General features: G+C 41.4%; 23 protein-coding genes. 22 read left to right on the forward strand and 1 reads right to left on the reverse strand.

Translation table 11 applies throughout. The features are described 5' to 3' along the window. Window positions 1–2,693 precede the first annotated feature (2,693 nt). Window positions 2,694–2,960, reverse strand: coding sequence for a DUF4811 domain-containing protein (locus AC27FN_RS09515; protein ID WP_487167781.1), 267 nt, complete (start codon window positions 2,958–2,960; stop codon window positions 2,694–2,696). Between the two features lie 415 nt (window positions 2,961–3,375). On the opposite strand from AC27FN_RS09515, the gene AC27FN_RS09520 reads away from it, so the two are divergent. The 22 genes from AC27FN_RS09520 to AC27FN_RS09625 all read left to right on the forward strand — a co-directional run bounded on the left by AC27FN_RS09520 (window position 3,376) and on the right by AC27FN_RS09625 (window position 26,653). Then, window positions 3,376–5,160 (forward strand): CocE/NonD family hydrolase, encoded by a 1,785-nt coding sequence (locus tag AC27FN_RS09520; RefSeq protein WP_487167747.1) that lies wholly within the window; start codon window positions 3,376–3,378, stop codon window positions 5,158–5,160. Window positions 5,161–5,178: 18 nt separating this feature from the next. Then, entirely contained in the window at window positions 5,179–6,132 is a 954-nt protein-coding gene (locus tag AC27FN_RS09525; RefSeq protein ID WP_487167748.1) for a LysR family transcriptional regulator, read from the forward strand. 134 nt (window positions 6,133–6,266) lie between these two features. Next, a complete protein-coding gene (locus AC27FN_RS09530; protein ID WP_487167749.1) occupies window positions 6,267–6,473 on the forward strand; it encodes a hypothetical protein in 207 nt (68 codons plus the stop codon). Window positions 6,474–6,475: 2 nt separating this feature from the next. Continuing rightward, window positions 6,476–6,814 (forward strand): acetyl-CoA carboxylase, encoded by a 339-nt coding sequence (locus tag AC27FN_RS09535; protein ID WP_487167750.1) that lies wholly within the window; start codon window positions 6,476–6,478, stop codon window positions 6,812–6,814. Between the two features lie 1,749 nt (window positions 6,815–8,563). After that, the gene (locus AC27FN_RS09540) at window positions 8,564–9,133 is read left to right on the forward strand and encodes a recombinase family protein (protein ID WP_487167751.1); all 570 of its coding nucleotides are present in this window, start codon (window positions 8,564–8,566) and stop codon (window positions 9,131–9,133) included. Window positions 9,134–9,364: 231 nt separating this feature from the next. Continuing rightward, window positions 9,365–12,151 (forward strand): MucBP domain-containing protein, encoded by a 2,787-nt coding sequence (locus AC27FN_RS09545; protein WP_487167752.1) that lies wholly within the window; start codon window positions 9,365–9,367, stop codon window positions 12,149–12,151. Window positions 12,152–12,294: 143 nt separating this feature from the next. Continuing rightward, window positions 12,295–13,002, forward strand: coding sequence for a hypothetical protein (locus AC27FN_RS09550; protein ID WP_487167753.1), 708 nt, complete (start codon window positions 12,295–12,297; stop codon window positions 13,000–13,002). A 58-nt stretch (window positions 13,003–13,060) separates the two neighbouring features. Further along, window positions 13,061–13,861 (forward strand): hypothetical protein, encoded by an 801-nt coding sequence (locus AC27FN_RS09555; protein WP_487167754.1) that lies wholly within the window; start codon window positions 13,061–13,063, stop codon window positions 13,859–13,861. 11 nt (window positions 13,862–13,872) lie between these two features. Continuing rightward, on the forward strand, window positions 13,873–14,730 hold the full coding sequence (locus tag AC27FN_RS09560) for a hypothetical protein (protein WP_487167755.1): 858 nt from the start codon (window positions 13,873–13,875) through the stop codon (window positions 14,728–14,730). A 268-nt stretch (window positions 14,731–14,998) separates the two neighbouring features. Further along, window positions 14,999–15,268, forward strand: a complete 270-nt coding sequence (locus tag AC27FN_RS09565) for a hypothetical protein (RefSeq protein WP_487167756.1) — start codon at window positions 14,999–15,001, stop codon at window positions 15,266–15,268. A gap of 37 nt (window positions 15,269–15,305) precedes the next feature. Next, window positions 15,306–15,812, forward strand: coding sequence for a hypothetical protein (locus AC27FN_RS09570; RefSeq protein WP_487167757.1), 507 nt, complete (start codon window positions 15,306–15,308; stop codon window positions 15,810–15,812). Window positions 15,813–15,823: 11 nt separating this feature from the next. After that, on the forward strand, window positions 15,824–16,339 hold the full coding sequence (locus AC27FN_RS09575; RefSeq protein ID WP_487167758.1) for a hypothetical protein: 516 nt from the start codon (window positions 15,824–15,826) through the stop codon (window positions 16,337–16,339). Window positions 16,340–16,404: 65 nt separating this feature from the next. Further along, on the forward strand, window positions 16,405–16,830 hold the full coding sequence (locus AC27FN_RS09580; RefSeq protein ID WP_487167759.1) for a hypothetical protein: 426 nt from the start codon (window positions 16,405–16,407) through the stop codon (window positions 16,828–16,830). Between the two features lie 126 nt (window positions 16,831–16,956). Then, the gene (locus AC27FN_RS09585; protein ID WP_487167760.1) at window positions 16,957–17,514 is read left to right on the forward strand and encodes a tyrosine-type recombinase/integrase; all 558 of its coding nucleotides are present in this window, start codon (window positions 16,957–16,959) and stop codon (window positions 17,512–17,514) included. Between the two features lie 108 nt (window positions 17,515–17,622). Then, a complete protein-coding gene (locus tag AC27FN_RS09590; RefSeq protein WP_487167761.1) occupies window positions 17,623–20,070 on the forward strand; it encodes a DNA methyltransferase in 2,448 nt (815 codons plus the stop codon). A gap of 120 nt (window positions 20,071–20,190) precedes the next feature. Continuing rightward, window positions 20,191–20,616 carry a hypothetical protein gene (locus AC27FN_RS09595; protein ID WP_487167762.1) on the forward strand — a complete coding sequence of 142 codons (426 nt, stop codon included), beginning with the start codon at window positions 20,191–20,193 and terminating at the stop codon, window positions 20,614–20,616. Window positions 20,617–20,978: 362 nt separating this feature from the next. Beyond that, window positions 20,979–22,265 (forward strand): tyrosine-type recombinase/integrase, encoded by a 1,287-nt coding sequence (locus tag AC27FN_RS09600; protein WP_487167763.1) that lies wholly within the window; start codon window positions 20,979–20,981, stop codon window positions 22,263–22,265. A 795-nt stretch (window positions 22,266–23,060) separates the two neighbouring features. Next, entirely contained in the window at window positions 23,061–23,798 is a 738-nt protein-coding gene (locus AC27FN_RS09605; protein ID WP_487167764.1) for a YebC/PmpR family DNA-binding transcriptional regulator, read from the forward strand. Between the two features lie 112 nt (window positions 23,799–23,910). Further along, window positions 23,911–24,900, forward strand: a complete 990-nt coding sequence (comGA, locus tag AC27FN_RS09610) for a competence type IV pilus ATPase ComGA (RefSeq protein WP_487167765.1) — start codon at window positions 23,911–23,913, stop codon at window positions 24,898–24,900. Further along, entirely contained in the window at window positions 24,827–25,897 is a 1,071-nt protein-coding gene (locus tag AC27FN_RS09615; RefSeq protein ID WP_487167766.1) for a type II secretion system F family protein, read from the forward strand. Before comGA ends, AC27FN_RS09615 begins: the two co-directional genes overlap by 74 nt. Continuing rightward, window positions 25,897–26,235, forward strand: a complete 339-nt coding sequence (gene comGC / locus AC27FN_RS09620) for a competence type IV pilus major pilin ComGC (RefSeq protein ID WP_487167767.1) — start codon at window positions 25,897–25,899, stop codon at window positions 26,233–26,235. Before AC27FN_RS09615 ends, comGC begins: the two co-directional genes overlap by 1 nt. Further along, entirely contained in the window at window positions 26,216–26,653 is a 438-nt protein-coding gene (locus AC27FN_RS09625) for a pilus assembly FimT family protein (RefSeq protein ID WP_487167768.1), read from the forward strand. Before comGC ends, AC27FN_RS09625 begins: the two co-directional genes overlap by 20 nt. Window positions 26,654–26,760 lie beyond the last annotated feature (107 nt).

Consider the following 26,760-nt stretch of genomic DNA (forward strand, 5'->3'; position numbering starts at 1 on the left):
GATTTATTTGAGCTGTGGAAGGTAAACGCGGTTCTGAATGTCTCTTAAAATCTGTCTCAAATATTGACTTCAATCCAAAGAAATCTTTACAGATAAGTGATTGCCTTGAAGACGATCGAGTGATGCTAAACTATCTCATAAGGTTAAGTCATCCGAGACCAAATCGAGCTATTCAAGATGAACCAAGTAATCGACCAAGCGAGTTCTAGTGAGTTCCAAAAACTATGTGAAACAATTGAAGCCACGCGCTGCTGGTGGTATAGTTGGTAAGGTTATTTTGACCAAAATAATAATTATTTTAAAAGGAGTTGCCTAAATATGTCAGGACACAGTAAAAGTGGCTCCGAGGTAAATTAACTCCATTAAAAATCGTGAAAAGTGCTGCTACCATTGGCTTGGTGGCAGCTTTTTATTTTTACCCAAAAAAGTGAAATGTAAGGACTTTTCTCACTTTTTGACCAGACAGAGCACAAAATGAGCACACAGTTTTGTGGGGCAAGGTTTTTGGGACGGTAAGAGAGTTGATTGTGTGAAACAACGTTCTGAGGCAAAGCAGAGACCAAAACGAGACCAACCGCCTGAGCTCGCCAGTTATGAACGCTCTGAAAGATAGTTGGATATTCTATGACGAAGTAAGTCATGTTTAGGGCATTGATTAACCGGTGGTATAGGTACTTTGTAAGTTTTAAGAAGAAAAAAGTAGGTAAGCTTTTAAGCCAAGTGACTGTGGCTGTTGGACTGAGGTGGCATCGCAGAATCGGGTTTTCACAGCCTCACACAGGGCACATATATGAGTAATATGTATTTATACCAATCCTCGAATCAAATCGGACACACGGACTCACGATCCCCAAGGAACTCGAAATAGGTGTGAGTAGAGGCAGTAGAGGGAGGAATAGATCGGAAATTAGGAGGCTTATTTGGTGTGTTGATTAATCGAAAAGAAGTTATTTTTCAATTTTTGAGAAGCCTAATTAGAACAAAAATTCGTAAAAACGTCTGTATTCGTGAACTGAAATTTTGCGGCTAAATTCTGAAAAGCGTCTATATTGTTGACCTAAAATTCATGTGATATATGGCCAGGATTCAGAATGGACTGTTGATTAACTACCAGCCAATTGGAAGCGGGGATTAACGTCCGTATTGAGTCGGCAGAATGCCTGACCCCGCCAGCATTTTTAAAAAGTTGAACGAAGAGATAACTTTTACGCACAACTGACTTGAACAGATCGTACACTATTTTCTGTTAAGCAATGCTTGAAAGCTAAAACTAATGTTGCTGTTGTTTAAAGCAAAGCCAAAACTCTGTATTGATATAGTTAAAACAAGCATGAACTACTACAATACAATAAATTTTGAACATTGAGCAGAACTAACGAGAAGCAAACTTGGCAACAAGGTAAGTTTAAAATAAGGGCCTATTTTTTTACGGAACCGTATATTCTTTAATCTATTTTGTTAGACAAGTGTGGATTATGAGCGTTACAGATTCAACGTTAGCAAATTCAATTAATGAATATTTTCCCTGGAGCGATGTTCCATTTAGTGATTTACGAATATATCCAGTTTTTAAAAATGATCTCCAAAGTTGGTTGAGTTTCGACGCAGCCTCGAGGATCGGATCCAGTCAATTGATGGGCATGGGCACTACGTTAGCCATAGAGTAAGTGATTATTTAAAGGTTTAGCCGCGAAATCTGATTTAATGATTATCACGAAACGTACTGATGAATTATTTAAGCGATAACCAAAGACAATTTATAAAATCGAAGACGTTAATAACCGCTTTTATCGAACGTTATGAGCTTGCTTCCTTAGGGCAGATGGTAGAGCAAATCTGGAGAAGGACTCAATTAACAATTTATTATGCTGACTTTACGAGTCAGCATTGGTTCTTATGCACAAACGATGATCCAAAGGAGAAAGATCTTCAATGAATGTAAATTGGACGATGATTAAGGTGATCACGGAAGTGTATGGGCCTTGTTAAGTTGATAATATAAAATGTGGTTATGCATCATGATTCACTGAAATGGCTAAATTACAGCATTCATACGGAGTAGGGCCATTTATTCATCGTCTGATAATTTATGTTTTTCAGTGGTGGGCTTGGAGAGCCCTGAAATCGTTCTATTCACATTTAAGTTCCGAACGAGCATTTAAAATTTATTATTTGCCATTAGCTCATTGTATGAATACTGGATGCTCAGATATTCTGTAACCACTTTCTACTGAAGTTTTGTGAATTATTCGTCTCAGCTCATGGACTATTTAAGAAACTAAATCTCTTTAATCCAAAATAATCATCAACACTTTTCGGATGGCCATAGGTGAGTCTCTTGCTGCAGACAAAATCATTACTAACTTATAGAGGCTGAGAAATATGTCAAAAAAGCAGGAGGGTACTTGCTTATTGGCGTACAAAAATCCCCTTGTAATTGAAATAATATAAATTTCATTTCAACTACAAGGGGGATTATAGTGTCGCTCTCAAAATTAGATTTTTTAATATTTTAACTTCCCGCTAAATACGGGTTCATCACAACCGATTTTAATTTTAATAACTCACTTTGCGGGGTCATTGGCATAGGGGCGTAACATACCGTATATCTCCTGCTGTACGGTATGTGATTGTAGTGCTTTCAGCTTTGCTGGCTCATTCATCTCAGGATGTTCTTGAAGTTTGGCCTGAGTCTATTGTGCAGCCTGTGTTTTTACATATGCTTGATTATTTTTTAAGTGGGCGCTCGCTTGCTGTAAATTGTGCTTACTCATAACCAGCCAGTTTTGGGGTAACGAAAATCGAATCTTAGTGCGATACACGTGTCCTTCATTAGTCAATCCAGTAAAGAGTAACCTTAAAAATGGATTGCTGTAATGATAGCTAAAATCCTGTTGACTAATGCTTGCTGTTGCATGAGTCGCCTTAACAGAATTCACTTTCACCGTATGACTAGTCATCACTGCTTTAATTTTTTAAGACCCTACTTCCGTTGTATTGTGTGTATTATGTTGACGCCATTTTTCAGCTAGTTGCGATAAACTCGTGTTATCCATCTTTTTTATCTCCTAATATGGTTTAGCAAGCGTACTTTTAATTCGAAATATGATAATGCAATTGGGTAGAGGAATCAAGGACCCCATTTATGGGCGTTGGAAATCCATACTAACTTATAGCGAACTCCCAGCTATAAGTTTGTTCGACTGAAATTTAACTCTAGATTTTTGATTTCTATACAGCACGAATCAGGTATTTATTTTTTGAATACCGGGTGAGTTATAAACGGCATATCCGTAAATGCTATTTTACGGGACACCTAAATCTTTATATACTCCAAGATGTATTCAAGAAACAAAAAAACTTGGAGGTAATGTGATGACAGCCAAAATTACTGAAGATATGAAATTTAGTCCCGCTTTTAATTATATTGATGATGGGGTTGAACACGGAACCTTGAGCCCGTTTGAAACTAAAACTGTTATTTTAAAAAAAGGGGAAGTTATTGCTGAAGGTTATAAGCCTCTTGATATTGACATCAAGATGTTGAAAGATGTTCCCGTTAAAATGCGCGATGGCGTAATCATCTATGCAGACTTTTATATGCCTGTTGATGCTGATAAAGTTCCAGCTTTGATTGCTTGGAGCCCTTACGGCAAAAGTGCGGGAACAGCACCTCGGTACCGGAATTTATTTACGATGTTGGGTATGGGTGTGGGTTGGAATTCAGGGTTAACAAAATTTGAGGCTCCAGATCCAAATTATTGGGTGCAACATGGTTATGCTGTCTGCAATCCAGACATGCGTGGAATCGCGCATAGTGAAGGCAATACTACCATGATTGGTTCTCAAGAGGCGCAGGACGGTTATGATTTAATCGAATGGATTGCTAAGCAAGACTGGTCAAATGAAAAAGTTGGTATGACCGGAACTTCCTATCTTGCTTGGTCGCAATGGTTCATTGCGGCGGAGCAGCCACCTCACTTGGCAGCTATTAATCCAACTGAAGGGCTTTCAGATGGCTACCGAGATTTAGCTTTTATTGGAGGTATTCCTGATAAGAACTTTATTGAACGGCTGAACGTCAATCATGTGAGCGCCAATAAAGATGCTCTGCGGGAAGATCTAACTAAGGAAATGGATGCCTATCCATTACAAAACGTTGCCTTGTGGCAAGATAAATTAGCTGATACGAGTCGCATTAAGGTACCAGCCTTTGTGATTGGCAGTTATGCAAATACTCTGCATACCATGGGGACCTTCCGTGCATGGCGGCACCTAGGATCAGAAGAAAAGTGGCTTCGGATTCATGATCGCCAAGAATGGCCCTATTATTACGAGCCAAGTAATGTAGAGGAGCTGCGACGATTCTTTGATTATTACTTACTTGGTAAGCACAACGATTGGCAGGAGACGCCACGGGTACGGTATTCCATGATCGATATGGAAGGTGGGAATGTGACTGACGTCCCAGCCGACACCTTCCCAGCAGCCGGTAGTAAGCAACAACGGTTCTACTTCAATGGGATGACCCGTGCATTGCAAACTAAGGCCAACGTAAATGATATAGCTGTTCAATATGTTGCTGGAGCGACAGACGGCAGTAATCCAGGGCGGGCATCATTCGAGATGACATTTGATCGGACTACTGAATTCTTGGGCTATCCGAAAGCAACGCTTTTCATGGAAGCCAAGGGCTATGATGACATGGATATCTTTGTAAACGTACAAAAAGTCGATGTCCGTGGCAATATTTTGAGCGAATTCATTGTGCCTAATCATGGCGCTGCACTACAGGATTTTACTCAGGAAGGGGCATCTGCACTTCGGTACAAGGGGGCATGGGGTCGGTTACGCGCTTCTATGCGACGCTTGGATGAGAAAGAGTCTACTGATGAGATTCCAGCCTACACTTTCGATAGGGTTGAAAAACTTAAGGATGGCGAAATTGTTAAAATGGATATCGTATTGAGCCCGATTGGGTTATCTTTCAAGGCTGGAGAAAGCCTACGCTTAGTTGTCAGCTCGAAGAATGAGACAGGTTCAGTGATGCCGGGTACGCCGGGCGCAACACCAGATAATAAGGGCGTTCATATTATCCATACAGGTGGTGAATATGCGTCTTACCTTCAATTGCCAATTCTGAACGGTTTAATTAAGTAATTTTCTTGCGTATTAAAGATGCTTGCGGTAGCTTTACAAATAAAGCAACGCGTAAGCATTTTTATTTGGAGGAATGGTGTGAAACTCTCAACGTTAGATTATTTCGTGGCGGTTGCAACAGAGCGAAGTTTCACAAAGGCAGCGGATAAATTATTTATCTCGCAGCCTACTCTTAGCCGACGAATTACTGAGTTAGAAAATGAAGTGGGTGTGAATCTGTTTATAAGACAACCACATGGTGTTGAGCTGACTAGTGAGGGGGATAGGTTTCTGACGGAGGTTACCTCTGTTCTCGATCGTGTGAATCGCTTAGATCATCTTTTTGACCAAGACAAACAATCAGCTGGTCTAGCGGTAATCAAAGTTGGTTACTTACCAGGATTCAATCTAGGCAAGATGTATCAGATATTAAATGAATTTAAAGCGATGCATCCGACTGTTCAATACTTGGTTAAGCAAGATGAACCGACTCAGCTAGTGAGTGGCTTAAAAGAGGGACAATATGACATAACTTTTAACCTCGCTTCCTACTTAGCACACCAGGCTGATATCAGACAGAAACGTTTTCTCAAAAACCGTCTACAAATTGCATTACCAGTTAACCATCCGCTTAGCCATTATAATAAACTCACTTTCGCAGATCTGAGTCAGGAGACATTCATTCTTTTAGAACGGCAACGCTCGCCAGTGATTGTGGATTACGTGCTTAACCAAGGATTGCAGAATGGTTTTAATTTGAAAGCTAATTATTATGTGAAAAATCTTGATGAAGGCCTGTCCATGACATCGCTCGGTAAAGGCTTAGCTTTCTTATATTCAGGGATGAATGATGGCACATTAGAAGATAAGTACAAAATCAAAATCGTTGATCTCGATATTTCAGATCAACAACAGAACATTGTTTGCGCAATGGACATCAATAATCACACTCGCCTTGTTCGTGAGCTTTTTGAAGCCTTTCATACAGAGTGAAACAGAATTTCTGCATTACGTACACCTTTCGTTAGGCGATGACCGGCTTTTGCCGGTTTTTATTTTGTCCAAGTTTTATCTTGATTGTATGCGAACGTATGTTCTATAATCTACCTTGTTAAGGAGGCAATATTATGAGCATTATAGATGATCGATGGCAAGTACAATTGATGAACATACCACACGGCACAAGGTTTCATTTAGCGGATTTGCCGATTTATCCGGTGTTTAGAGACGATCCTAAAAGGTTAGTTGAGTTTCAAAATGAGTTTGAAAACTGGATAAAATCCACGAATGAACAATATGTAAGCCGTGGTGTAAGTGATTATCTTAAGGTTTAATCATGAAATCAGACGCCACTATTATCATCGAACGTATTGAGAAGCTCTTCAAGCGAGCATCCAAAACGATTTACAAAATTGAGTGTGTGAATGATCGTTTTGATCAAACCTATAATTTCTTCTTCGAAGCGCATCCAAAGGATAAGAGACCGCACTCCACGCCACTTCATACAGTTGATCGGTATGAACTTGCATACTTAGAACAAGTGATTAAGCAGATCAGGCAGAAGACTCAATTAACAATTTACTTCGCTGGCTTTACGGGTCAGCATTGGCCTTATGCCCAGACAATGATCCAAAAGAAACCAATACCCAATGAGTACAAATTGGACGAGGATTAATCACACGAAGACCGGCGGCTAGCCGGTTTTTACTTTGGACATGTATTTACTCTGATTGAAGAGTGGAGAATGGGTAAGTGGATTACGTTGATTAACGAGCCCAAACTTCGGCGAAATTGCCTTAATCACTATCGCCAAAACTGCTGAAACGTCTGCATTAGTGATCCAAAATTTGCGTTAATCTGATTACGTTAAGCACGAATCGCCAACGAGGATTAAACTTTTAAAACAGATTAAACCATTCTGATTATGGTTAATCATGATGACCACTATAAGCTGGATTGCTTGTTAGGTCGGCGTTTTGAAAGAATTTGAACGAAAAGATAACTTTGATCAGATTAAGCACTTTACAGAAGTTACAATGATTTTGTTGAAAAATGCTTAAGTTGTTTGAAGCAAAAAAGCAGACGAACTTTTTCTATTACAGCAATCAATGATCATTAAGATGATTCATCAAGTAATTAATTATTGCAGCAGGCATTATAGAAACTGTGAAAAAGGTTAAGTTGATTAAACCAGCTATACAAGTGACCACAGTAAGTTAATTTTTAAATTGATTAGGCTAGATTTAAATTGAAGTGACTGGTTAAGTGATGGCCACTGATCAAGTTAAAAGCTATGAATCAAAGAATGAGCCTTGGTGCCAAATTGATCTAACAGCCAGGCCTCAAATCAACAGCGTAGCAATCTTATCGCACAAATCGCCACACATTGATTTTTGGTTGAAGTCTAATAATCATGCCAAACAGCAATCAAGATGGCACACAATGGCACACGTTTCCACACAAGGTGTGATTACAGGAGATGAAGACTCCTAATGACGATCTTAAAGGTGGTTAAGTTGATTCGAAATGGCAAGTTAGTTAACCTGGTTCAAAAGTTGGTTAACCTGATTCAATCGATAAAATCAGTTGACTTGGTGTAGCAAGGGATATCTTTTTAAAAGGGTTTCTTCATATTATTTTGTAAGTATTGATGACCGGCTCTGCCGGTCTTTTCTTTTGCCTAAAATTACACATTCGATCCAAGTAGCAATCTTTAACTTGAGACGATTTGCCAAATAATACCTCACTGGCGAATTCCAGCCATTGGGTTAAGTTAGCAACCGGCCAGAGACGACCAATCCTGTGCTGAGAGACGATCCGTTCAAGAATACTTCATCACTGCATTCCAGCTCAAAACTAAGATTTATGCACTCATCAGAGACGATCCACCATAGGTCGGTGAGCCGATTGCTGAAACAATACTTCAATTCTATGTTTTGTAATCAGGCACCAATTATCAGCATAAGAAAGTGTAAGAGAACTTTGCGACGAATGGCTCAAGAATACTGTCTGACCATTCTTTGGCTAATCACTCTGGGCTTTGTTAATATACTGACAATCAGCTCAACAATACTTCATGACCATATTTCAGCCGATGAGTACAACTGTTTCGATCAATTGAATGTAATCCCTTCGCACAGACGATTGGTTAAGGAATACCACTGCTGTGAATTTTATCGATTTTGCAAAGAGGACTATGGCACAGAGACGACAATCTCATATTTTGAGACGATCGTGGCAAGAATACCTTATGACTGTTTTCTAGCCAATTTATTAACTTAGAATTGGTATTTGAGACGACTGATTTAATTTTGCTTCTAAAATGGGATGAATGTTGATTTACTATCAAGAAGTAACCACTGAAATAAAACTGTACGTGAAACTTACATAAACTCTTATACATCAAGCATAGGAGTGATTGAAGATGACAAAAACGGTGGCATATATAAGGACTAGTACTAATCGACAGGATTTAGGGCTAGAGTTCCAATTGGCAGAAGTTAGGAAATATGAGCCAGATAAAATTTATAAGGAACAAATTAGTGGTAGAAAGGAAGATCGCCCAGAATTATCTAAAGCGTTAAGCTCATTGGAGCCAGACGACACGTTGTTAGTATACAAGCTTGACCGTTTAGGCAGATCGGTTAAGCAGCTAGTCAATATCATTGCCGAACTTGATGCCATGGGAGCGCATTTCAAATCCATTCATGATCAGATTGATACATCAACCACAAATGGTAAGTTCATGTTCACGATATTGTCTGCCGTGGCCGAGTTAGAGGCTAATATGATTTCAGAGCGCACAAAAGATGCACTTAAGGCTAGTAATAAGAAACTTGGCAGGCCCAAATCTATTAATGAAGATCGTCAGCAAAATATTTTAAAAGCATACCAATCTCAGAATTTGACTGTTAAAGATGTTGCCAAACGCTATCGTGTAAGCGAATCTTACGTATATAGATTAGCTAGAAAGTCAGGCGTATCAAGGGATTAGAATAAAATTGATGTTGCGGATACGTAACGCTACTGGTATGATAAGCATTGTTAAAGGCATAGGCCTTTGCTAGCAAAAACGTTCGTTTAAGCCAGTACCTATTTTCTAAAAAATACATAATCACAAGTGTTGATTTTATTGAGTTTATCGCAATGGAGTCAGCACTTTTTTAATGCCTTCAAAAACGAACGTTTTGTACAGTCTTCTAGAGTAAGGAAAGTAGGGATATTTATGATGAGCAGAGCTCAATATCGTACATTACATACACAAGAAAAGCGCCACGTTAAGCTGTATAAAGCAGGCAAACTATGGTTAGCAGCTGGTATCAGCTTGCTGGCCTTGACCGGAGTTGCCACATCGGCGAATGCTGATGTAACGCCATGGCATGCCAATAGCGTAGCTACCGTTAAGGCCTCACTGGCTAAGTTAGGCACCGATCCATATACTATTCAAAATGGCGACACGCTTTGGGCTATCAGCCAAGCTACAGGTGTTAGCGTTGCTGACTTGGCTAATCAGAACAAAATTGCCAACGTAGATTTGATTTTTACTGGAAATCACTTATTCGTTCACGCCAATGTTGATGGATCCAAGCAGGTTACGGTAACCGACGCCAATGGTTCAACGATCGGTCAATTTACCACACCTACTCAAGTACCCGCTGCGAACGTGCAAGCACCATCTGCACTTACATCAAATAAAACAAGTGCTCCAACTCAATCAAGTGTTGGTACTAATAGCCAGCCAGAAGCCATCACGGACGCAAATCACTCCGGCGAAATGGGTGCTGCGTATTTCCGCCCAGGAACTTTTGACAATCATTCCCAAGCGCAGAGTGCCGGTAGCGTAACAAGTCAGGCCCCATCACAAGCGCCAAGTGATGCTGGCTCTGTGACGAGTGAAGCACCAAGTCAGGCCCCATCACAAGCGCCAAGTGATGCTGGCTCTGTAACAAGTGAAGCACCAAGTCAGGCCCCATCACAAGCACCAAGTGATGCTGGCTCTGTAACAAGTGAAGCACCATCACAAGCACCATCTGATGCATCACAAGCACCGAGCCAAACGCCAAGTGATGCATCTCAGGCACCAAGCCAAGCACCAAGTGACGCCTCGCAAGCACCGAGCCAAGCGCCATCTGATGCTAGTCAGACGCCAAGCCAGGCACCTAGTGACGCATCTCAGGCACCGAGCCAAGCACCTAGCGATGCATCTCAGACTCCGAGCCAAGCACCTAGTGATGCCTCAACAGCTCCATCTCAGGCTCCAAGTGACGCTTCACAGACGCCAAGTCAGGCACCTAGCGAGGCTTCTCAGGTACCTAGCCAATCCCCATCCGATGCCTCGCAAGCACCTAGCCAATCCCCATCCGACGCATCACAGGCTCCATCGAACGCAGGTTCCACTAGCAGCGAGGCCGGTTCTTCAGCCAGCCAAGCACCAGCTGAGCAGTATGCCGACGTTACGGTAAGTTATGTGGACATGGACGGCAACACGATTGCCCCAAGTACGACTCTTGCACATCAGTTGGTCGGTTCCACAGTTAGCGCATCTGCTCAAGTGATTAATGGTTATGATTATTATGGTTCGACAAAGTACCTGACTGTTGCGGCATCGGGCAACTCCATCATCTTCCACTACGCCAAGCAAGCACCAGTTGCACAATATGACGATGTGATCGTAGAGTACCTAGACGCCGATGGTAACTTATTGACCCAGCCAACAACTATGGCACACCAAGAGGTTGGTTCCACACTTACGGTAAGTCCGATCACTATCGACGGTTATACGCCTCGTGATCAGAGTAAAACATGGACAGTAAAGACCGCCGGCAACATCATTGATTTCTACTACGATCGAGCCGAATCCCACGCCAACGTGACCGTGAACTATGTAGACGCCGCAGGCAACCAACTTTCGCCAAGTGACACGCTCTCTGATCAAGTGGTTGGCACTATGGCCAGCGCAACGGCCAAGAACATCGATGGTTACACGGTAGATCAGACAACCAAGACGGCGAACGTTGAAAATAACGGCGCAACGATCACATTCGTTTACACCAAGAATGCACCTGCGCAATCAACCGTAACGATCCACTTTGTAGACGCAGATGGCAACAAGTTGGATAACGATCAGGTTCTAACCGGCACCACCGGTGAGAACTTCAGCCTAGCGGTTCCAAGCGAAATCAACGGTTATGACTTGGTAGGTGATTCCTCAATTAATGGTATTTATACGGCCGGTGGTTCCGAACTAACGGTTAAGTATGCCAAACACGTATATGCTCAACAAGATATGGCTACTGTAGCCAACGATATCTTGGCGATGGTGAACGATCTCCGTGCCCAAAATGGCCTAGCACCTGTGACTATGGACAACGCAACCTTACAATCCATTGCGCAGACTCGTGCTAACGAGACGTTCACTGAAGGCAAAGAGGACATCTCCGCAGCGAGCCACACACGGCCAGATGGAAGCCAATGGTTCACGGCGTACACTGAGGCCGGTTACCAAGGTTCGGCCATCGCGGAAAACTTGAACATTGATAAGATCGGCGCCACTGAAGCCGAGACTGCTTCAATTATCTTCAACGATTGGAAGAATTCGGCCGGCCATTTGGCCAACATGCTTGATGCTTCGGCCAACCAAATCGGCATTGCAATCGTAGAGAACCCAGCCAACGGATACACATATGCCATCCAAGATTTCGGTTATGTAAAACCATCCGTAACGAAGAACCCTGATGGCTCAGTGAACTATTCCGAGTATGGCCTAACCGAAGCCGACATTGATGCCCAAGTAGAAGCACGTTTAAAGGGTATGGGCTGGAGTTACCAACCGGGTTCCGTGAAAATTCAACCAAAGATTTGGAACGGTATGGATGCTGCTCAGGACTCTTACTACACTGATCCAGACTTTGTAGACTACTACGCCGGGCAAGAATATGGTGGTGGTGAAGTAGCCATCACTGATAAGAATGGCAACATGTTAGGGTTCATGGAAGTTGAATGGTTGAAGTAATCTCCACCGCATTCAACCCTGTTAAGTGAATTCCTCCATATCTCCACCCATCTTTAGCACCACGAAAGAGCTTTTCCCCTAATCGGGAGGGGCTTGGTACATATTGCCCAAAGTGGCAAGATCCGAAAGGTATGACTATCAGTATGTTTGAAGACTTAGTAGAAGAATTATTGGGCACGTTGCATGAGTACGAAATGAGTACGAAGACCACTCCAATCTTTAACCCAGATTCATTTATATCCAATTATGGGTTCACAGAAGACAGTGCGGATTTTCAAATTGAAATTACTCGTGATGACCTGCCATACGTTTGGTTAGGTTATGGCATGGTTGATTTAACGAGCGATGAAGACTTTGTAATTCAGAGTACATCGCCAGAATTTATTGGCTGGTTTGACAACTTAGCTCAGCAACAACAACTTGCAATTCTGATTGGAAGCATGGCTAAGTCGGACTATGATTTAGACTCTCAGGAGAAAACACCACTATTTCCCGATAATGAACGGTTACAAGATCGGTTTCAATATTTGTTAAGTTTGCGAAAATTAGCAATTTTGGTGAACGATTCCAAGGTGATCAACGACATGTTAAGTGGCCTAGTGGCGGTTTCACAAACCTTAACAAAGAAAGACTTCATCCAAATGACCGATCGTTATGATCAGAATTACTTATTGCAAGTGGAAGAGGGCAAAGTCGACATTTTATCGTTAAAAGCAAAGCATAATGTGCCTGATGATGTGCCAAATGTTAAGGCTTTGAATGCGGAAGCATTGCGTCAAATTGCTTTGCCACGCGACTTGGATAAAGCTGGCTGGCGTAAGGCACGCAAGTATCTGACAAACGCAATATGAATTGAAAGGCTGTTGCATATTGCGGCAGCCTTTTTGCTGAAAGAAAGGACTTTTGAAAATGGTTTGGTTAAGAAAGAATTGGTGGCTCATCTTAGCTACTGTGGTTGTTTTAATTCTATGTATTTTTTTGATCGTGAAGATGACTACCAACTCGGGAACATCACACGCGCACTCCAGCAAGACGACACGCCATGTGAAGAGAAACGTGAAGAAATTGAAGACTTCGACAAGTGAGAAACAAAACACGACGAAGAAAACTGAAATTAAGGGTTCAATAAGCGACTTGAACGATGCTCAGGTTAAGGCGTTAATTATTTATGGAGCTTCAAAAGAAGCAACAGGCGCCGCAGCCACCACATACCAAACGATTGTGGCCCCAGGTGCAGGCGTAGGCTCAAGTGATCCAATCACCATAGAACCTGAAACAGGTATGGATTCTGTATTAACCTCCCCAGGCGATGGAACTTTTAATGCCATAAAAATGACGAGTGTTAGCTTCACAACGTTAGTTGGCTATACGTTAAGTGGTGATAACGTTGCATATTATGCCAATGCTGGAAAACCGGTTTCTTTAACGCCACAAACATTTTCACCGTTGTACTCGACATCCTTATCTTCCTTATACCAAAAGTATTATCAATCTGGTACTGATAAAGCTAATATCGATCAACTTGCGACTAGGATTAGTGTTAGTCCATCTAAGTATATAGATATGCAACCAACTTCCGGTTCTTCTGATGATAATGACAGTTCCTCCAATAGTAGCGATAATAACGACTCTTCTAATTCCGACGACGATCAAAATACTACAGGTGATACACACGGTGGCGACGTTGTTGACCCAGACACCATAGATTAAGGAGCAAGTAGATGACGAAGAAACAACTTTATTGGTTAGTGATTTTGCTGGGTGTGCTTTCAGCTACTATGGGGTTCTACGTTTTCTCAATTGATCAAGGAAAATCAAATGATCAGGTTCAACAAGTTAAGAGCAAGGTTTCCTCTACAAAAAGGGCTTCAAAAGCAAGCAAGACTTCACCTAAACCTGCTGACGATCCGAACAAAACTACAAACGTTAAGGAGTTAGGTTACTCAAGTGATAGTGCAGTTTGGAACGCGAAAACCTTTAGTAACTATATTCTACGTAATGAAGAAAAGCCCACTGCTTCGGTAGCTTCGTTAAGTATTAAGCCAAGCATTGTAGTCAAATCGCAAAGGGGAGACTTTAAATATCTGATATCTACAAAGCTTAAGGATCAAGAAACTCTATGGGGTATGAATTTTAATGGCGAAATATTCAAGCGTGTTAAATCTGGATCTAATGTTAAGTTGACGGACACAGGACATAGCATTCATCCGACCGATGGGAAAGCATACAAAACGGCTTCTCCAGCAAGTTCATTTTTAGAATCAAAGAAAATTGCGACTGACAAAGATTTTGGTAACTGGATCAGCGGGCATATAAATATGGACAGTGATTATAGTCTGATCAAGTTTGGCACTGGCGATGAAGATGGCTTCCAAGAAGCTGAGGACGTTAACACTAAGCAACCAATCAAGATCGCTTATTATGCCTACTTTAATGTGCCAAGTTCAGGTAATGATCTACAGGGGCCAGGAAAATCTTATGCTGTTACCGGTGATGGCACGGTGTACTCCGACGCACCAAAGGGTAATGGACGAGGCTGGTCTGTTAATGACTCGTTAACGAATCAATTGAAGAATTAAAACTACTTTATTCAGAAGACTGACTTATGTCAGTCTTTTTTCGTGCTCAAATTTAATAGATAAACTGTGCCAGTAGACCAAACTGTCTGGATGTAATCTTTGATCAGTGCCAGATGGGAAAATGCCTCAACCATCGTATTTATGAGATCTGTTAATTATCGAATGAATCGCTGGTTGAGGCATTCTTTCAGATCAGGTACCCAAATTTATCGAAAGTTATCTGTTATTGAAACCAATCAATAATTACTTGTCGGGAGGTGAAGACGAGATGCAAGCACAACTAAAAATATTGATCGATTTGGCCCCAAATTTAAAGCCGGATCAATTCGCAAAATTGAATAAGCAATCTCAAAGGGATTTGTTGTGGTTTATGGCAACCACGTTACCAAAGTTAGCCGACCAAGAAGACCTATCTCATAATGGACAGGAGACTACCTTTGAGGTTTTGACAAACCGAAAAGGTGGTCAAAACCGAGGCAAAACTGCCGAGACTGAGGCTGCCGGATCATCATCTGAACGCTTTAGGACAGAAATCTAACCGACTTAGATCGGTTAACGAAAGGAGGAACAAAATTATGATGGAAAATACGATTAAGGTTAAGACTGTTGACGAACCGGGTTTTACAGAACCGACGTTAGTACTAACAGCATTTGCACGACAAAACGTTGTTATTGCCAAGGAGATACATCACTCAGTGAATGGTGACATCATAGCTAACGAAGCAACCGATGAGCAAATTAAGCAATACAATCTGATCGTGATCGGATTAGCTTTATCCTTTGCTAAACGCCTAAACTTGCAGATTTATTCTCCCGTCTTTAGTTGGGACGGACTATTTGAGGGATACGCTCGAACGTTATTTGAAAAAGTGCGACAGGGTAAGCCAATCAATTATCATCAGCAAGCCCTTTGGCCAAAAGATGAGACTTACCAACGTTATCTCAAGGACCTAGTGGAAGAAATTAAATTATTATGGGGTCAGCCCAGCAAATTTAGAACCCTGAAAACGGAATGTGGTGGTTCTTTATCTGTTTTGACCGAACAAATTCAAGAAATTGATCAAGAAAATCATTTAAGCTGAGGAGAAAAACTATGAACGAAAGGACAATTCGACTACAGGTAAACAACTTTAATGTTGATGGCAACTATATGATTCAGGTTTCAGGAGAGATTGACGGAGTAACGGCATACTTTGATCAGGTTGATAATATTCAACTTGGAAATCCAATTATTCAGCGTGGAATGGAGGATAGCCCAGAATATGCACAAAATTTAGCGTTATTGGAACTAAAATTGGTATTAACAGCCATTCAAAACTTTCAAGGGTGGGAAATTGAACTCGAACAACTCCAATTTGGCGCTGGAGACGAGCGTGTTATGGACGCTTTAGACGGTCTAGTTAGTGATCTTAAAGGATATTGCAGTATGGCCAACTACGTTCCTAAGACAGAGTTTCTAACGTGGTCAGCACAAAAGGCCTTTGATAAGTTGCGTAGTGGTATTGAAACCATGCGTGATGTCTACCTAGTTAATCCTAAAGCGATCGAAGCCCCAAACTTCAGCTTTGACGACACTGATATTCCATACGAGGAAGAAGATGAAATTTGAAAAGTTAACGCTTCAACATTGAAGACGTTCCATCACCTGACCACACTTTTTTCGTTAAGGCATTGGTGACGTTGGGCAAGCTCCCGATCTACCATGAAACATATCCGCAGATCAGTGTATCAGATCCATTTTACGGTAGTCTGCAAAACTTAGAAAATGGATGTTACGAAGGAATTTCAGCGTTCAATCTCTACGTGTTGTGCCATTCATTAGAAGAATTAGATGTGGATTTACACTGTCCGCCGGAGCTGGGAGTGAAGCTCCAATCTAACGATTCAAATTTATTACGGTCATTTGATGACGTGGCAGAGTATTGGAACACTAAGGTAGATTTACTATCTGATATGAAAAGTACATATCGTTTCAAAAAGAAATGGAATGGCGAATTTGTTCGAAAATTAGTTAATGATCATCCATTTCTAAACTTCCAGTTGAAGACTATTTTGGTTGAAAAAGCACATCCAAAGGATTTGATTCTGGAAAATGAGTAAGAAATTGTATAAATAGTTACCATCTAAATGCCTGATTCAAAGGTCTTATAAAAATACATAGATAAAGAGGTAACGTTTGGTAATCAATACTTGCCGAACGTTACCTCTTTTAACAGGAGAGGAGAAATGAAGAAACATAAAATTGAGCCTATCAGAGATAAGCAGGTTTTAATTCAATTTATTGAGGAGATGCGCAAAGAACGAAATGGTGAGCGTAATGCCTTGTTGTTCAAACTCGGTGTAACGACAGGGCTAAGAGTATCTGATTTAATCAAAATTCGGGTGAGCGATGTGCAAGGCAAAACTTCTTTTGTAATTTTGGAGCAAAAAACGCATAAGCAACGAGTTGTAGACCTCAAGGAAGTGTTGCCAGATCTATTGGCGTATCTACCAAAGGTTAGGTCCGAGTGGTTATTTCCATCAAGTGTCAATTCTTTGCGGCATATTGGAACTCACCAGGTATATGTATTTGTAACTCGAATGGCTGATCAAATGGGGCTAAAAAATATAGCAACACATACAATGCGTAAGACTTTTGGGTATTTCTTCTATAAGGAAACGAAAGACATCGCGACGTTAATGAAGATTCTGAACCATTCCAGTCAATCAATTACACTGCGGTATATCGGTGTTGAGGACGAACAGGTTAAAGCTAGCATGTTAGGTTTCAGAATTTTTGGGTAATAGTTGCCAGTAAATTGATTCGGGCAGGTGAGTATCAATAAACCTGATATATTGCGATTTCAGATTAAGGTACAATGTAAGTACCTCAAAACGGAATGGTGATAGATCATGTCTGATCAACGCATACATAAAATTTATAATATCCCTTATGAAGATTTGCTCCAAAAGGGACAGAATGATCCGCATGATGATCTTCATCGTGGCTTTTTCGCACCAGCTGGGTTGCTATTAACCGATCCGCCATATTTTATCGGCAAGTCCAAGGATTGGGATGCAAAAAAAGACCGTAATAAACGTTTAAATGAGCTTGTGGAGAATATATTTTTACCCAACGTTTTAGCCGACAACGCTGTATTACTGATCTTCAATACGTTCGAAAATGTGAAATACCTTGAAGAATTAATTGCCCGTAAAATACTTGAGTTAGACGATGCAGGTCAATATAAAATATTTCCACATTTATGTTGGGTGAAGAAGAATCCGCGCCAGAATGTAAGTTTCCTAAACCACTTTGAGTTCATTTTAGTTTTAGGAAAGGGGACAGGACGGCAACGTTGTGCGCAGTTTACGACGCTGGAAAATCGTTATCTGACGGATATCGCACCTAAATCCGGCAATCATTTGTACCCAAGAACCCACGTGACTCAAAAGCCACTTGATTTGATCGATACCTTAATTTCTAGATACTCCCTCCGCAAATCAGACGTTGTACTGGACTTGTTCTCAGGCTCTAACACGATTGCTTTTTCTGCGTATGGAATGGGTCGAGAGTACATTGCATCAGAAGCTGATCAGGTAAGCTATCCAACGTATTTAAAAAATTTCAGAATGAGTGAAATGAGGATAGGCCGCAGATTGTTTCAAAATCGATTGAACGAGGGAGGATATCTGCAAATGCCAGAGGTATTGGATTTAGATCAAGCGGCAAGAAAATTCGAATCAAAGCCTTATGATGAAATCGAAGCGACATCTAAGCGTCATTTGGCAGCAGTCTTGCGAAATCGATTGACGGATTTAAAGGCAATGCAACAAGATTTGTTGTTGCCAAATGAAACGGCTAGGCAGGCGTTTGAGGACTTATTGATCCAGTTGCGGAATCTGGATGACATTAAGCTACAATTGAGCTTTTTGAATAAATTATTTATGCCACTGTTACAAACTAAGCGAGTGGTTGATCGTAGTGGTGATAAACCCAAAACCTCATTAGAAGCTAAATATTTGAATGGGGTTTATTCGCACCTTTTGGATCATAAGCTAAGTGATTCTCAGAGGGGGCAGCTTATTGCCGCCTATGTTTATTTAACGAATAACGATCCACAGTTACCGTTGGCCGAAACGTTACGGCAAAATGATGAATTTGAATGGCATAGATTAACGACGGATATTTTGGACCGATATACTTTTACGCCAAACGACTATGTTTTTGCTAAAGCCATCAAAATGGATATCGATGCTGGCGTTTTAGAAGAAAGAGAGGCGCCAAGTAGACTAAGAAACTTTGAAAACCTTGATCTCAATCTTGAGTTAATTCATCGCCATTTTCCAAAAGAAATTGATATTCGTTTTGAATCTTCCAATCTTGAAGATGAAACCTTAGTGTTTATGCGCGGGACTAAAGCCAATGGGGAGCCAAGATTCGAAGAAGAGCACAAATATATTTCAGCAGAGATTATTAATTTGGTTAGGGATTACTATGACCAGCGATCGAAACTCCTCATCCCATTTGATTATGCTAAGTGGTTTAATCAAGCAGGTCAGAAGTGGACTCGCAATGGTGCAACTGTGCGTCAAACTGCTGATTATATTATTTATTTAGCGAGCCTACTTAATAGTTTGCCTAGCCTTGAATCGGCGATCCGAACTAGGTATGGCGTTTTGAACGAAAGCGACTTGAAAACAGCACAGGGGGAAGCCAAAAGTAGTAAGGCAGCTTTGAGAGCGCAAATTGTTAATTTTTATAAAATTGTGACAGTAGCCTTTCAAATATACAAGGAACTAACGAATGGTTTAACCGATGCGCCATCGGTGCCAGTACCTGTAATTGATTTGAATAAAGAACCTTTTGCAAATCAGACGCCCAATTTATGGCGAAATCGTGGCATTCGAAAAGGGCATGACTACATCCAAAAAACGTGGATTGAGGATCACGAAACACCGGACTTATTAGTGCCAGCGTTAATTGTGAGGAGTTTAAACCTTAAGGTAGATGACGCATTGAATTCGAATAACCCAGATAGAGTGATACCAGCGCTTGCATATGCTATAAGTCGACATGAATTAACTAAATCTTCACGTGGTGGCCAGTTTGCTGAACTTGAAAATATAAAACAAGTTTTAGCAACACAATTGCCGATGGTTGCTACTTATGAGCTAAATAAACTTGATCAAGTTAAGAACGGCGAGCGACGAAGACACCAGTTGAAATTTAAACGGTTGAAGTACGAGGCAGGCTTAAGTACTAAAGAAATTGCTGAACGCGAGAAAATTACAACTAGAGCGGTTAATTACATTTTAGCCGATGAGATTCAGCGTCCTCAGATTGCAGATTTAAAGTAGTGGTTACGTTTCGGAAATAGAAAACGCTAAATCGAGAAGTAAAATTGCCAATATTATTGACTATTTTTTGATTGAGAGTTCCAATCACATCACCTATAAATATTAAGGAGTGTGATTGTTATGTCGACCACGAGCGAAATGTTGACGAGGGTTCAAAATGTTCTACACGATCCAAAGAATCGGAAAGGTTTAACACGTCAGGAATTGTGGCAGAAGCTGGCCGAGGATAAGACCTTTGCCAAAGTTATGTACAACGCCGAGGGTGATCCGCGAGGCGGCTTATTACTTGGCATCATTCATCGAGTTAAGGATGGTAAGATCCCAGGCCTAGTGCAGGTTAAGGCAGCTGACGGCCGTAGCTTGATTATGGCTGACGATCGGCCAATGGCGCCATTGGTAAGGCAGTTAGAGGATTTTTTGAAGGCAGCCAGAAACCTTGCTAAACCTCAAAAGATGACGAGCAGCATGGTTAAGTGGTACGAGCAGTATACAGAAGAGATCGGCAGATTACGGAAGCTAGCTGACGAGACGGTTGGTTTTAAGTAATACCAAACGCTATTAATATAGAAGAAAGCGATGACCGCTCATTTTTTGAGCGGTTTTTTTGTGCTCAAATTTGATCAGATGACTGGGATTTGACCGTTTAAAGAGTTACAACACATCAAAATGTGTTGATGGATAAGAACTTCCTGTGCACGAAGAGAAAAGTGTGTAGGCTTAATGTATCGATTAAGGAAAGGGCAGAATCATGGCGAATAAGTAGTGTGGTTAAGGCTTTTAAATGACGAGAAATTATTGAAATAAGAGGTCTGCTTATCTAAAAGCGCTGATAGATAAGAATGACCGGCCAAAGAACTTAAAACTAAGTACGCTAAACATATCAAACGTTAGAAAGGTTGATTGGAATTATGACAAAGCAAAATGCGACAGGTAAGGTAGTAAAGGGAAAAGGCAAGGTTTGGATTGGTAAAACAACTTCGGGCGTATTGAAGCGGGAAGACGGAAGCTTGTTGTTCCGTGTGAAATTTAATGTAAACGGTAAAGCCACTCAATTTGAAGAGGCTGTGTACAATAAGTTGGATAAACGAACAGCTGAGAAAATGTGGAATGACTGGGCTATGCAAGAAAAGGCTAAGGCACAAGAGAATCCCTTTATGGATGAAACCCCAACATTTGCTGAAGTGGTTAAAAACGAGGCAGGGTGGACGAGCTGGCTAGAGGAGGTCTCACGCAGCGAGGATAGCATTAGCCATGTCCGTTCTAAAGCAAAAACATTGTTGGCAAATGATGCGCTCGAGGGATTTGTAAATAAAAAAATCAGCAAGATTTCGCGAGGCGATTGCCAACAAGTGATTAACACGTTAAAAAAATCAGGGCAAACTTATTGGCAATGTCATGCTGTTAGGCAAACGTTATCTTCAATTTTTAGATATGCTGAAGAGCAAGAATTCGTTGAAAATATTCCAAGTAGTCATGTGCGCTTAGAAACCGCAAAGCAAGCCCAAACGAGGAAAAATGATCAGGTAAAGGACTGCTTTTTTGAGGGGGAGCGCGAAAATATTGTCAATTACCTATTGTCGGATGAAGTAAAGCCAGCTCAGCGGATACTAATTTTAATTGCATTGGCGACCGGGCTACGTCAAGGTGAGTTATTAGGGTTAACTTGGGATGACTTTCATAAGTCTGAAAACGATTATTATCTTACCGTAAAACGGGAAGTGACTATTTCGAAAATGAAGACCAACGCCATCGATGCTCGAGTTAGTATCAATAAATTTACCAAAGCAGGTGATTTGCGATCAGTGCCGCTGCTAGCAGAGGTTGGAAAAATATTAGAGGAGTATCAAAAGACTGCTGATCATACTAAGTGGACGATAAAGGGAGAAGAATATGATTTCATTACGTGTCATGACGGCCGTCCCTATGTCGGAAAGACAGCGCATGAATGGTGGCAAGTCATTAATCGGAAATTGATTGAGAAGGGGTTACTAAATCGTGTTCTTACATTTCATAAATTAAGAGCCACCGCCATTACAATGTTGGCCAATGAAACCGAATTATCTATTTTTGAGGTTTCGGTCATTGCTGGTCATCATAGTGTACAGGTGACTCAAGGTTATTATCTATCTCACGAAGAGGAGCACATGCAAAAGCTGAGTCAAAAGATGAACGGTGTTTTACACAAGGCTTCATAAGGGGGACTTGACCTTTGTAATCAAATGTTTCGTTAAGCGCTGGAATGAAGACTGTCACCATTAAGTTGGTGGCATTTTTTAGTTTAGCGGTTTTGAATAAGCTATCCGAGACCAAATCGAGCTTTTAAACTTGAATCAAGTCATCGGTTAAGTTGCTCGAACTGTTACGTAAAACTATGTGAAACAATTGAAGCACGGGGCTGCTGGTGGTATAGTTGTAAAGGTTATTTTGACCAAAATAATAATTACCTCAAAGGAGTTGCTGAATATGTCAGGACATTCCAAGAGTGGCTCCGAGGTAAATTAACTCCATTAAAAATCGCGAAAAGTGCTGCTACCATTGACTTGGTGGCAGTTTTTGTTTTTCGGCTAAAAACTAGAATTATCGGGATTTTTGTACTTTGTTTAGCGAAGAGAGACCAAAATGAGCACACCGAAAAGGCTTGGTACATTTTTGGGACAGTAGGCGAGTTGATTGATCGAAACTTCAAACTAGTAAAAGTGAGAGACCAAAATGAGACCACACGTCTAAAATGCGAGTAGTTAAGCTGGCTTAGAAATCATGATAGATAAGTGATTGCCTTGAAGATGATCAAGTGATGCTAAGCTATCTCATAAGGTTAAGTCATCCGAGACCAAATCGAGCTATTCAAAATGAACCAAGTAATCGACCAAGCGTGTTCTAGTGTGTTTCAAAAACTAAGTGAAACAATTGAAGCGCGGGGCGGCTGGTGGTATAGTTGGTAAGGTTATTTTGACCAATAAAAAACTAATTAATCAAAGGAGCATGCCAAAATGTCAGGACACAGTAAATGGCATAACATCCAAGGACGTAAAAACGCCCAGGATGCTAAGCGTGGAAAAATTTTCCAAAAAATCTCACGTGACTTATACCAAGCCGCAAAAGCTGGTGGTGCCGACCCTGACGGCAACGCCCAATTACGGTTAGTTATGGATAAAGCCAAAGCGGCCAACATGCCAAAAGATGTTGTTAAACGTGCTTTGGATAAAGCTACCGGTGCTGGTGGACAGAAGTTTGAAGAGATTACCTATGAGGGCTATGGCCCCGGTGGAACAGCGATCATGGTGTCAGCCTTGACTGATAACAAGAACCGGACTGCTTCTGCCATTCGGTCGGCATTCACTCATCACGGTGGTGCACTTGGGGCATCTGGTTCTGTTGCGTACATGTTCAACCGTCGCGGATACATTGTGATTTTGCGTGACGGATTAGACATTGATGAAGACACTATGTTAATGAGTGCGTTAGATGCCGGCGCCGATGATATGACGACCACTGATGAAGCTTTTGAAATCTATACGGACCCAAGTCAATTGGCAGCAGTTCGTGATGCTTTACAAGAGCAGAACTTTGATTTAGATACAGCTGAAATCACGATGATTCCAGAAAATGTCACGGCAGTTCCTGCTGATAAGGCTAAGCAGTACGAAAACTTAATTGATGAACTTAGTGATAACGATGATGTTGCTGATGTGTACGAAGCGGCAGAAGTTGCTGAACCAGCTGAATAATCGTCATCATCGCTACATGAGGACGCCAACTTGAAAAAGTTGGCGTTTTTTTACGTTCAAAAAAATATTAACGAGTAATTTGCGTATGTAGTAGTTGAAGGGAGTGAGGAAGATGCAACCAGCAGATCGTTTGAATCAAGTCATCACGCAGGCAGTTGCTAGAGCTGCCAGTGACATCTATTTATTTCCTAAGGTGGTTGGATATGAATTAATTGTTCACACAGCTTCAGGAATTGTAAAGTTAACTGATTTGTCTACTGAGCGAGCTCAACAACTGATTGCCTACATTAAATATGAAGCAAATATGGTGATTAGTGATCACCGACGGCCACAGTTAGGCGCTCTAACTTATGTGGTCGGGCAGCGGGAGTTACATTTACGATTATCAACAGTCGGCGACTTTCAAGATCATGAATCAATGGTCATTCGGATTATCTATCCATTAGCAAGTTTCAAGCAACACGAATCAATAAGTGATCAATGGCGATTTCTAACTGACTTGGCAACTCGCCGTGGACTGATGGTATTCAGTGGGCCGACCGGTTCGGGTAAAACAACATCACTCTACCGGTTAGCCCGTCAGTTCAGTAAAGAGTCAGTCATTTTGTCCATCGAAGATCCGGTGGAAATTCGTGAATCATCCTTCTTACAATTACAGATTAATGAGCTCGCCGGTATGGATTACAATGCTTTGTTGAAATTGGCCCTTCGTCATCGACCAGATGTGTTAATTATTGGTGAAATTCGCGATGAACAAACAGCTAAAGTTGCTTTGCAGGCCGCACTCAGCGGCCACCTTGTGCTATCAACAGTTCACGCACAAAATGTTTTGGGCGTTGTCAGCCGCTTAGCGCAGTTAGGCGTGAATAATCAAGATTTAGAACAGGCGCTAACAGCGGTTTGCTATCAGCGATTAGTGCCAGGCCTTCAACAACCGCTGGTGATTTATGACTGGTTAAGTAATGATGAATTATTTGGCGAACAGCGGGCTAAAATTCGCTGGCATCAACAAATGACCGGGAGGTGGCATGATGCGCTCAATCAATCAGTCTTTAATGGTCAAGTTGCGCCTAACGTGGCCGAAGCATTCCATGCAGGTTGATCAGAAAAAAATCAGTCGATTTCGGACGCCTCAAGCTGCGCAATTCTTTAGTTTGATGGCCGACGTGTTAGCCGTAGGATTCTCATTACGAGAGGGGTTAAATTTTGCTCGGATTATGCTGCCTAAATTAGGCAAGCAACTAACGTGGCTACAAAAACGGCTTAACCTTGGGGATAGTTTTGCAACGGCAATTAGACCCTTGGTTGACGTGGATGTTTATTATCAAATTAAAATTTCGGAGGAAAATGGGGCGTTAACAGAGGTGTTAACTAATCTAGGCAATTATCTAGCCTTACGATCTCAGCAACAGCAAAAGATTCGGTTAGCACTTCGCTATCCACTCTTTATTTTGGTGGGCTTAGGCTTTTTACTAATTGCGGTTAAGGAAGCACTGTTACCAGAATTGCAGGCGTTGAATCCGCAATTAGTGTTGCATTCATCGTGGTTGATGCCTGTATTATGGCTAGTAGTTATTCTCATGACCGGCCTGAGTTTGGCCGGTGTTTGGCTATTGCACCAGCCCCGCTTGCGACGGTTGGAATTAGGGACACATGTACCAGTGATTGGTTCTGTTTTACGGCTGTATTGGCATTATTACCTCTCACTAAATTTAGGCTTGTTAATGGGGAGTGGGCTACAAGCGCGTGATGTTCTGCAGCTGTTGCTGTCCTACCAGCAACAATCGGTTCTGCAACAATTGGCGGCGAAGTTAGATAAACACCTTCGGGCAGGAGCAGAACTTAATCAGTTTGTAGATCAGCATCATTTTTTGCCTGACGCTTTTAAAATATTCTTCAGTAAAGGATTGACTAGCGCACAGTTGGCTAAGGATTTGCAGGCGGATGCAATGCTAACCTATCAACGTTTATTTCGAAAAATCGAAAGTCTAATTGGATTAATTCAACCTATTTTGTTCGCCGTTATTGGCTTAGCCATTGTCGGATTGTATTTAAGTTTGCTTTTGCCGATGTATCAAACAATTGGAGGACTATCATAATGAGCTTCTTTTTCAAAGCAACAGGCCACCCGCATTTTAACCGGGCTCGTTCCGGGTTCACCCTAATTGAAATGGCCGTGGTGCTGTTTATTATTTCGTTGTTAATTCTAATTATTTTACCTAATATCACTGACTCACGACGGAGCGCGACGAAAACCCATGGACAGGCATTAACTCAAGTCGTTCAGACACAGGTTGATCTCTATCAAAATGATCACGGAGACCAAACCGTAACCTTTGATGAACTGCAAACCGGCAAATACTTAACAGCAAGGCAAATTGATAAGGCAAAGGCTGAGGGAATTGAAATTAAAGATAATGTCGTGGCACAAAAATAGCGCTGGTTTCACCTTAATCGAAACAGTCGTTGTCTTATCCATCACGTTATTAATTGTAGGCTTTGGCATGCTGAAGTTTCACGCCAGTCGACAAATTCAAACGGAGCGTACGTTTATTAGTGCGACGCTGGCACTGGTTGAACGTGCCAAATCCCAAGCAACGCGACGTGAAGTTATGGTTATCATCTCTTTTGATCGGCGTTTCGTTTGGTACAGAGAGGGGGCGAAAACGCCGGTTGCCAAGATAGGTATTCCGCAAACATTACGGTTAATTCAAGGCCGGCGAATTATTTTGGCTGGATCAAGAATGGTTACGCCGACGTCCTTAGTTTTTGTTTCAACGCGCCGGATTGAGTATACGTTAAAACCACAATTAGGATGGGGAGTTATTCATGTTACAGAAACGGCAGCCGTATAGAACTGGTTTTATGTTGATGGATTCACTCTGTGCGCTAACCATTGCGACGTTGTGTTGCTTATTCGTTGCTGAAACGAATCATATGATGAGTCAACGATTACGCGAAT

This window comes from Furfurilactobacillus sp. W61-4 (assembly GCF_057545565.1).

What these genes read in the sequence shown, in the direction of transcription:
- AC27FN_RS09515 (WP_487167781.1), bottom strand. Translation starts at nt 2,960, where the DNA reads ATGACTAGTCATACGGTGAAAGTGAATTCTGTTAAGGCGACTCATGCA.
- AC27FN_RS09520 (WP_487167747.1), top strand. Translation starts at nt 3,376, where the DNA reads ATGACAGCCAAAATTACTGAAGATATGAAATTTAGTCCCGCTTTTAAT.
- AC27FN_RS09525 (WP_487167748.1), top strand. Translation starts at nt 5,179, where the DNA reads ATGCTTGCGGTAGCTTTACAAATAAAGCAACGCGTAAGCATTTTTATT.
- AC27FN_RS09530 (WP_487167749.1), top strand. Translation starts at nt 6,267, where the DNA reads ATGAGCATTATAGATGATCGATGGCAAGTACAATTGATGAACATACCA.
- AC27FN_RS09535 (WP_487167750.1), top strand. Translation starts at nt 6,476, where the DNA reads ATGAAATCAGACGCCACTATTATCATCGAACGTATTGAGAAGCTCTTC.
- AC27FN_RS09540 (WP_487167751.1), top strand. Translation starts at nt 8,564, where the DNA reads ATGACAAAAACGGTGGCATATATAAGGACTAGTACTAATCGACAGGAT.
- AC27FN_RS09545 (WP_487167752.1), top strand. Translation starts at nt 9,365, where the DNA reads ATGATGAGCAGAGCTCAATATCGTACATTACATACACAAGAAAAGCGC.
- AC27FN_RS09550 (WP_487167753.1), top strand. Translation starts at nt 12,295, where the DNA reads ATGTTTGAAGACTTAGTAGAAGAATTATTGGGCACGTTGCATGAGTAC.
- AC27FN_RS09555 (WP_487167754.1), top strand. Translation starts at nt 13,061, where the DNA reads ATGGTTTGGTTAAGAAAGAATTGGTGGCTCATCTTAGCTACTGTGGTT.
- AC27FN_RS09560 (WP_487167755.1), top strand. Translation starts at nt 13,873, where the DNA reads ATGACGAAGAAACAACTTTATTGGTTAGTGATTTTGCTGGGTGTGCTT.
- AC27FN_RS09565 (WP_487167756.1), top strand. Translation starts at nt 14,999, where the DNA reads ATGCAAGCACAACTAAAAATATTGATCGATTTGGCCCCAAATTTAAAG.
- AC27FN_RS09570 (WP_487167757.1), top strand. Translation starts at nt 15,306, where the DNA reads ATGATGGAAAATACGATTAAGGTTAAGACTGTTGACGAACCGGGTTTT.
- AC27FN_RS09575 (WP_487167758.1), top strand. Translation starts at nt 15,824, where the DNA reads ATGAACGAAAGGACAATTCGACTACAGGTAAACAACTTTAATGTTGAT.
- AC27FN_RS09585 (WP_487167760.1), top strand. Translation starts at nt 16,957, where the DNA reads ATGAAGAAACATAAAATTGAGCCTATCAGAGATAAGCAGGTTTTAATT.
- AC27FN_RS09590 (WP_487167761.1), top strand. Translation starts at nt 17,623, where the DNA reads ATGTCTGATCAACGCATACATAAAATTTATAATATCCCTTATGAAGAT.
- AC27FN_RS09595 (WP_487167762.1), top strand. Translation starts at nt 20,191, where the DNA reads ATGTCGACCACGAGCGAAATGTTGACGAGGGTTCAAAATGTTCTACAC.
- AC27FN_RS09600 (WP_487167763.1), top strand. Translation starts at nt 20,979, where the DNA reads ATGACAAAGCAAAATGCGACAGGTAAGGTAGTAAAGGGAAAAGGCAAG.
- AC27FN_RS09605 (WP_487167764.1), top strand. Translation starts at nt 23,061, where the DNA reads ATGTCAGGACACAGTAAATGGCATAACATCCAAGGACGTAAAAACGCC.
- comGA (WP_487167765.1), top strand. Translation starts at nt 23,911, where the DNA reads ATGCAACCAGCAGATCGTTTGAATCAAGTCATCACGCAGGCAGTTGCT.
- AC27FN_RS09615 (WP_487167766.1), top strand. Translation starts at nt 24,827, where the DNA reads ATGATGCGCTCAATCAATCAGTCTTTAATGGTCAAGTTGCGCCTAACG.
- comGC (WP_487167767.1), top strand. Translation starts at nt 25,897, where the DNA reads ATGAGCTTCTTTTTCAAAGCAACAGGCCACCCGCATTTTAACCGGGCT.
- AC27FN_RS09625 (WP_487167768.1), top strand. Translation starts at nt 26,216, where the DNA reads ATGTCGTGGCACAAAAATAGCGCTGGTTTCACCTTAATCGAAACAGTC.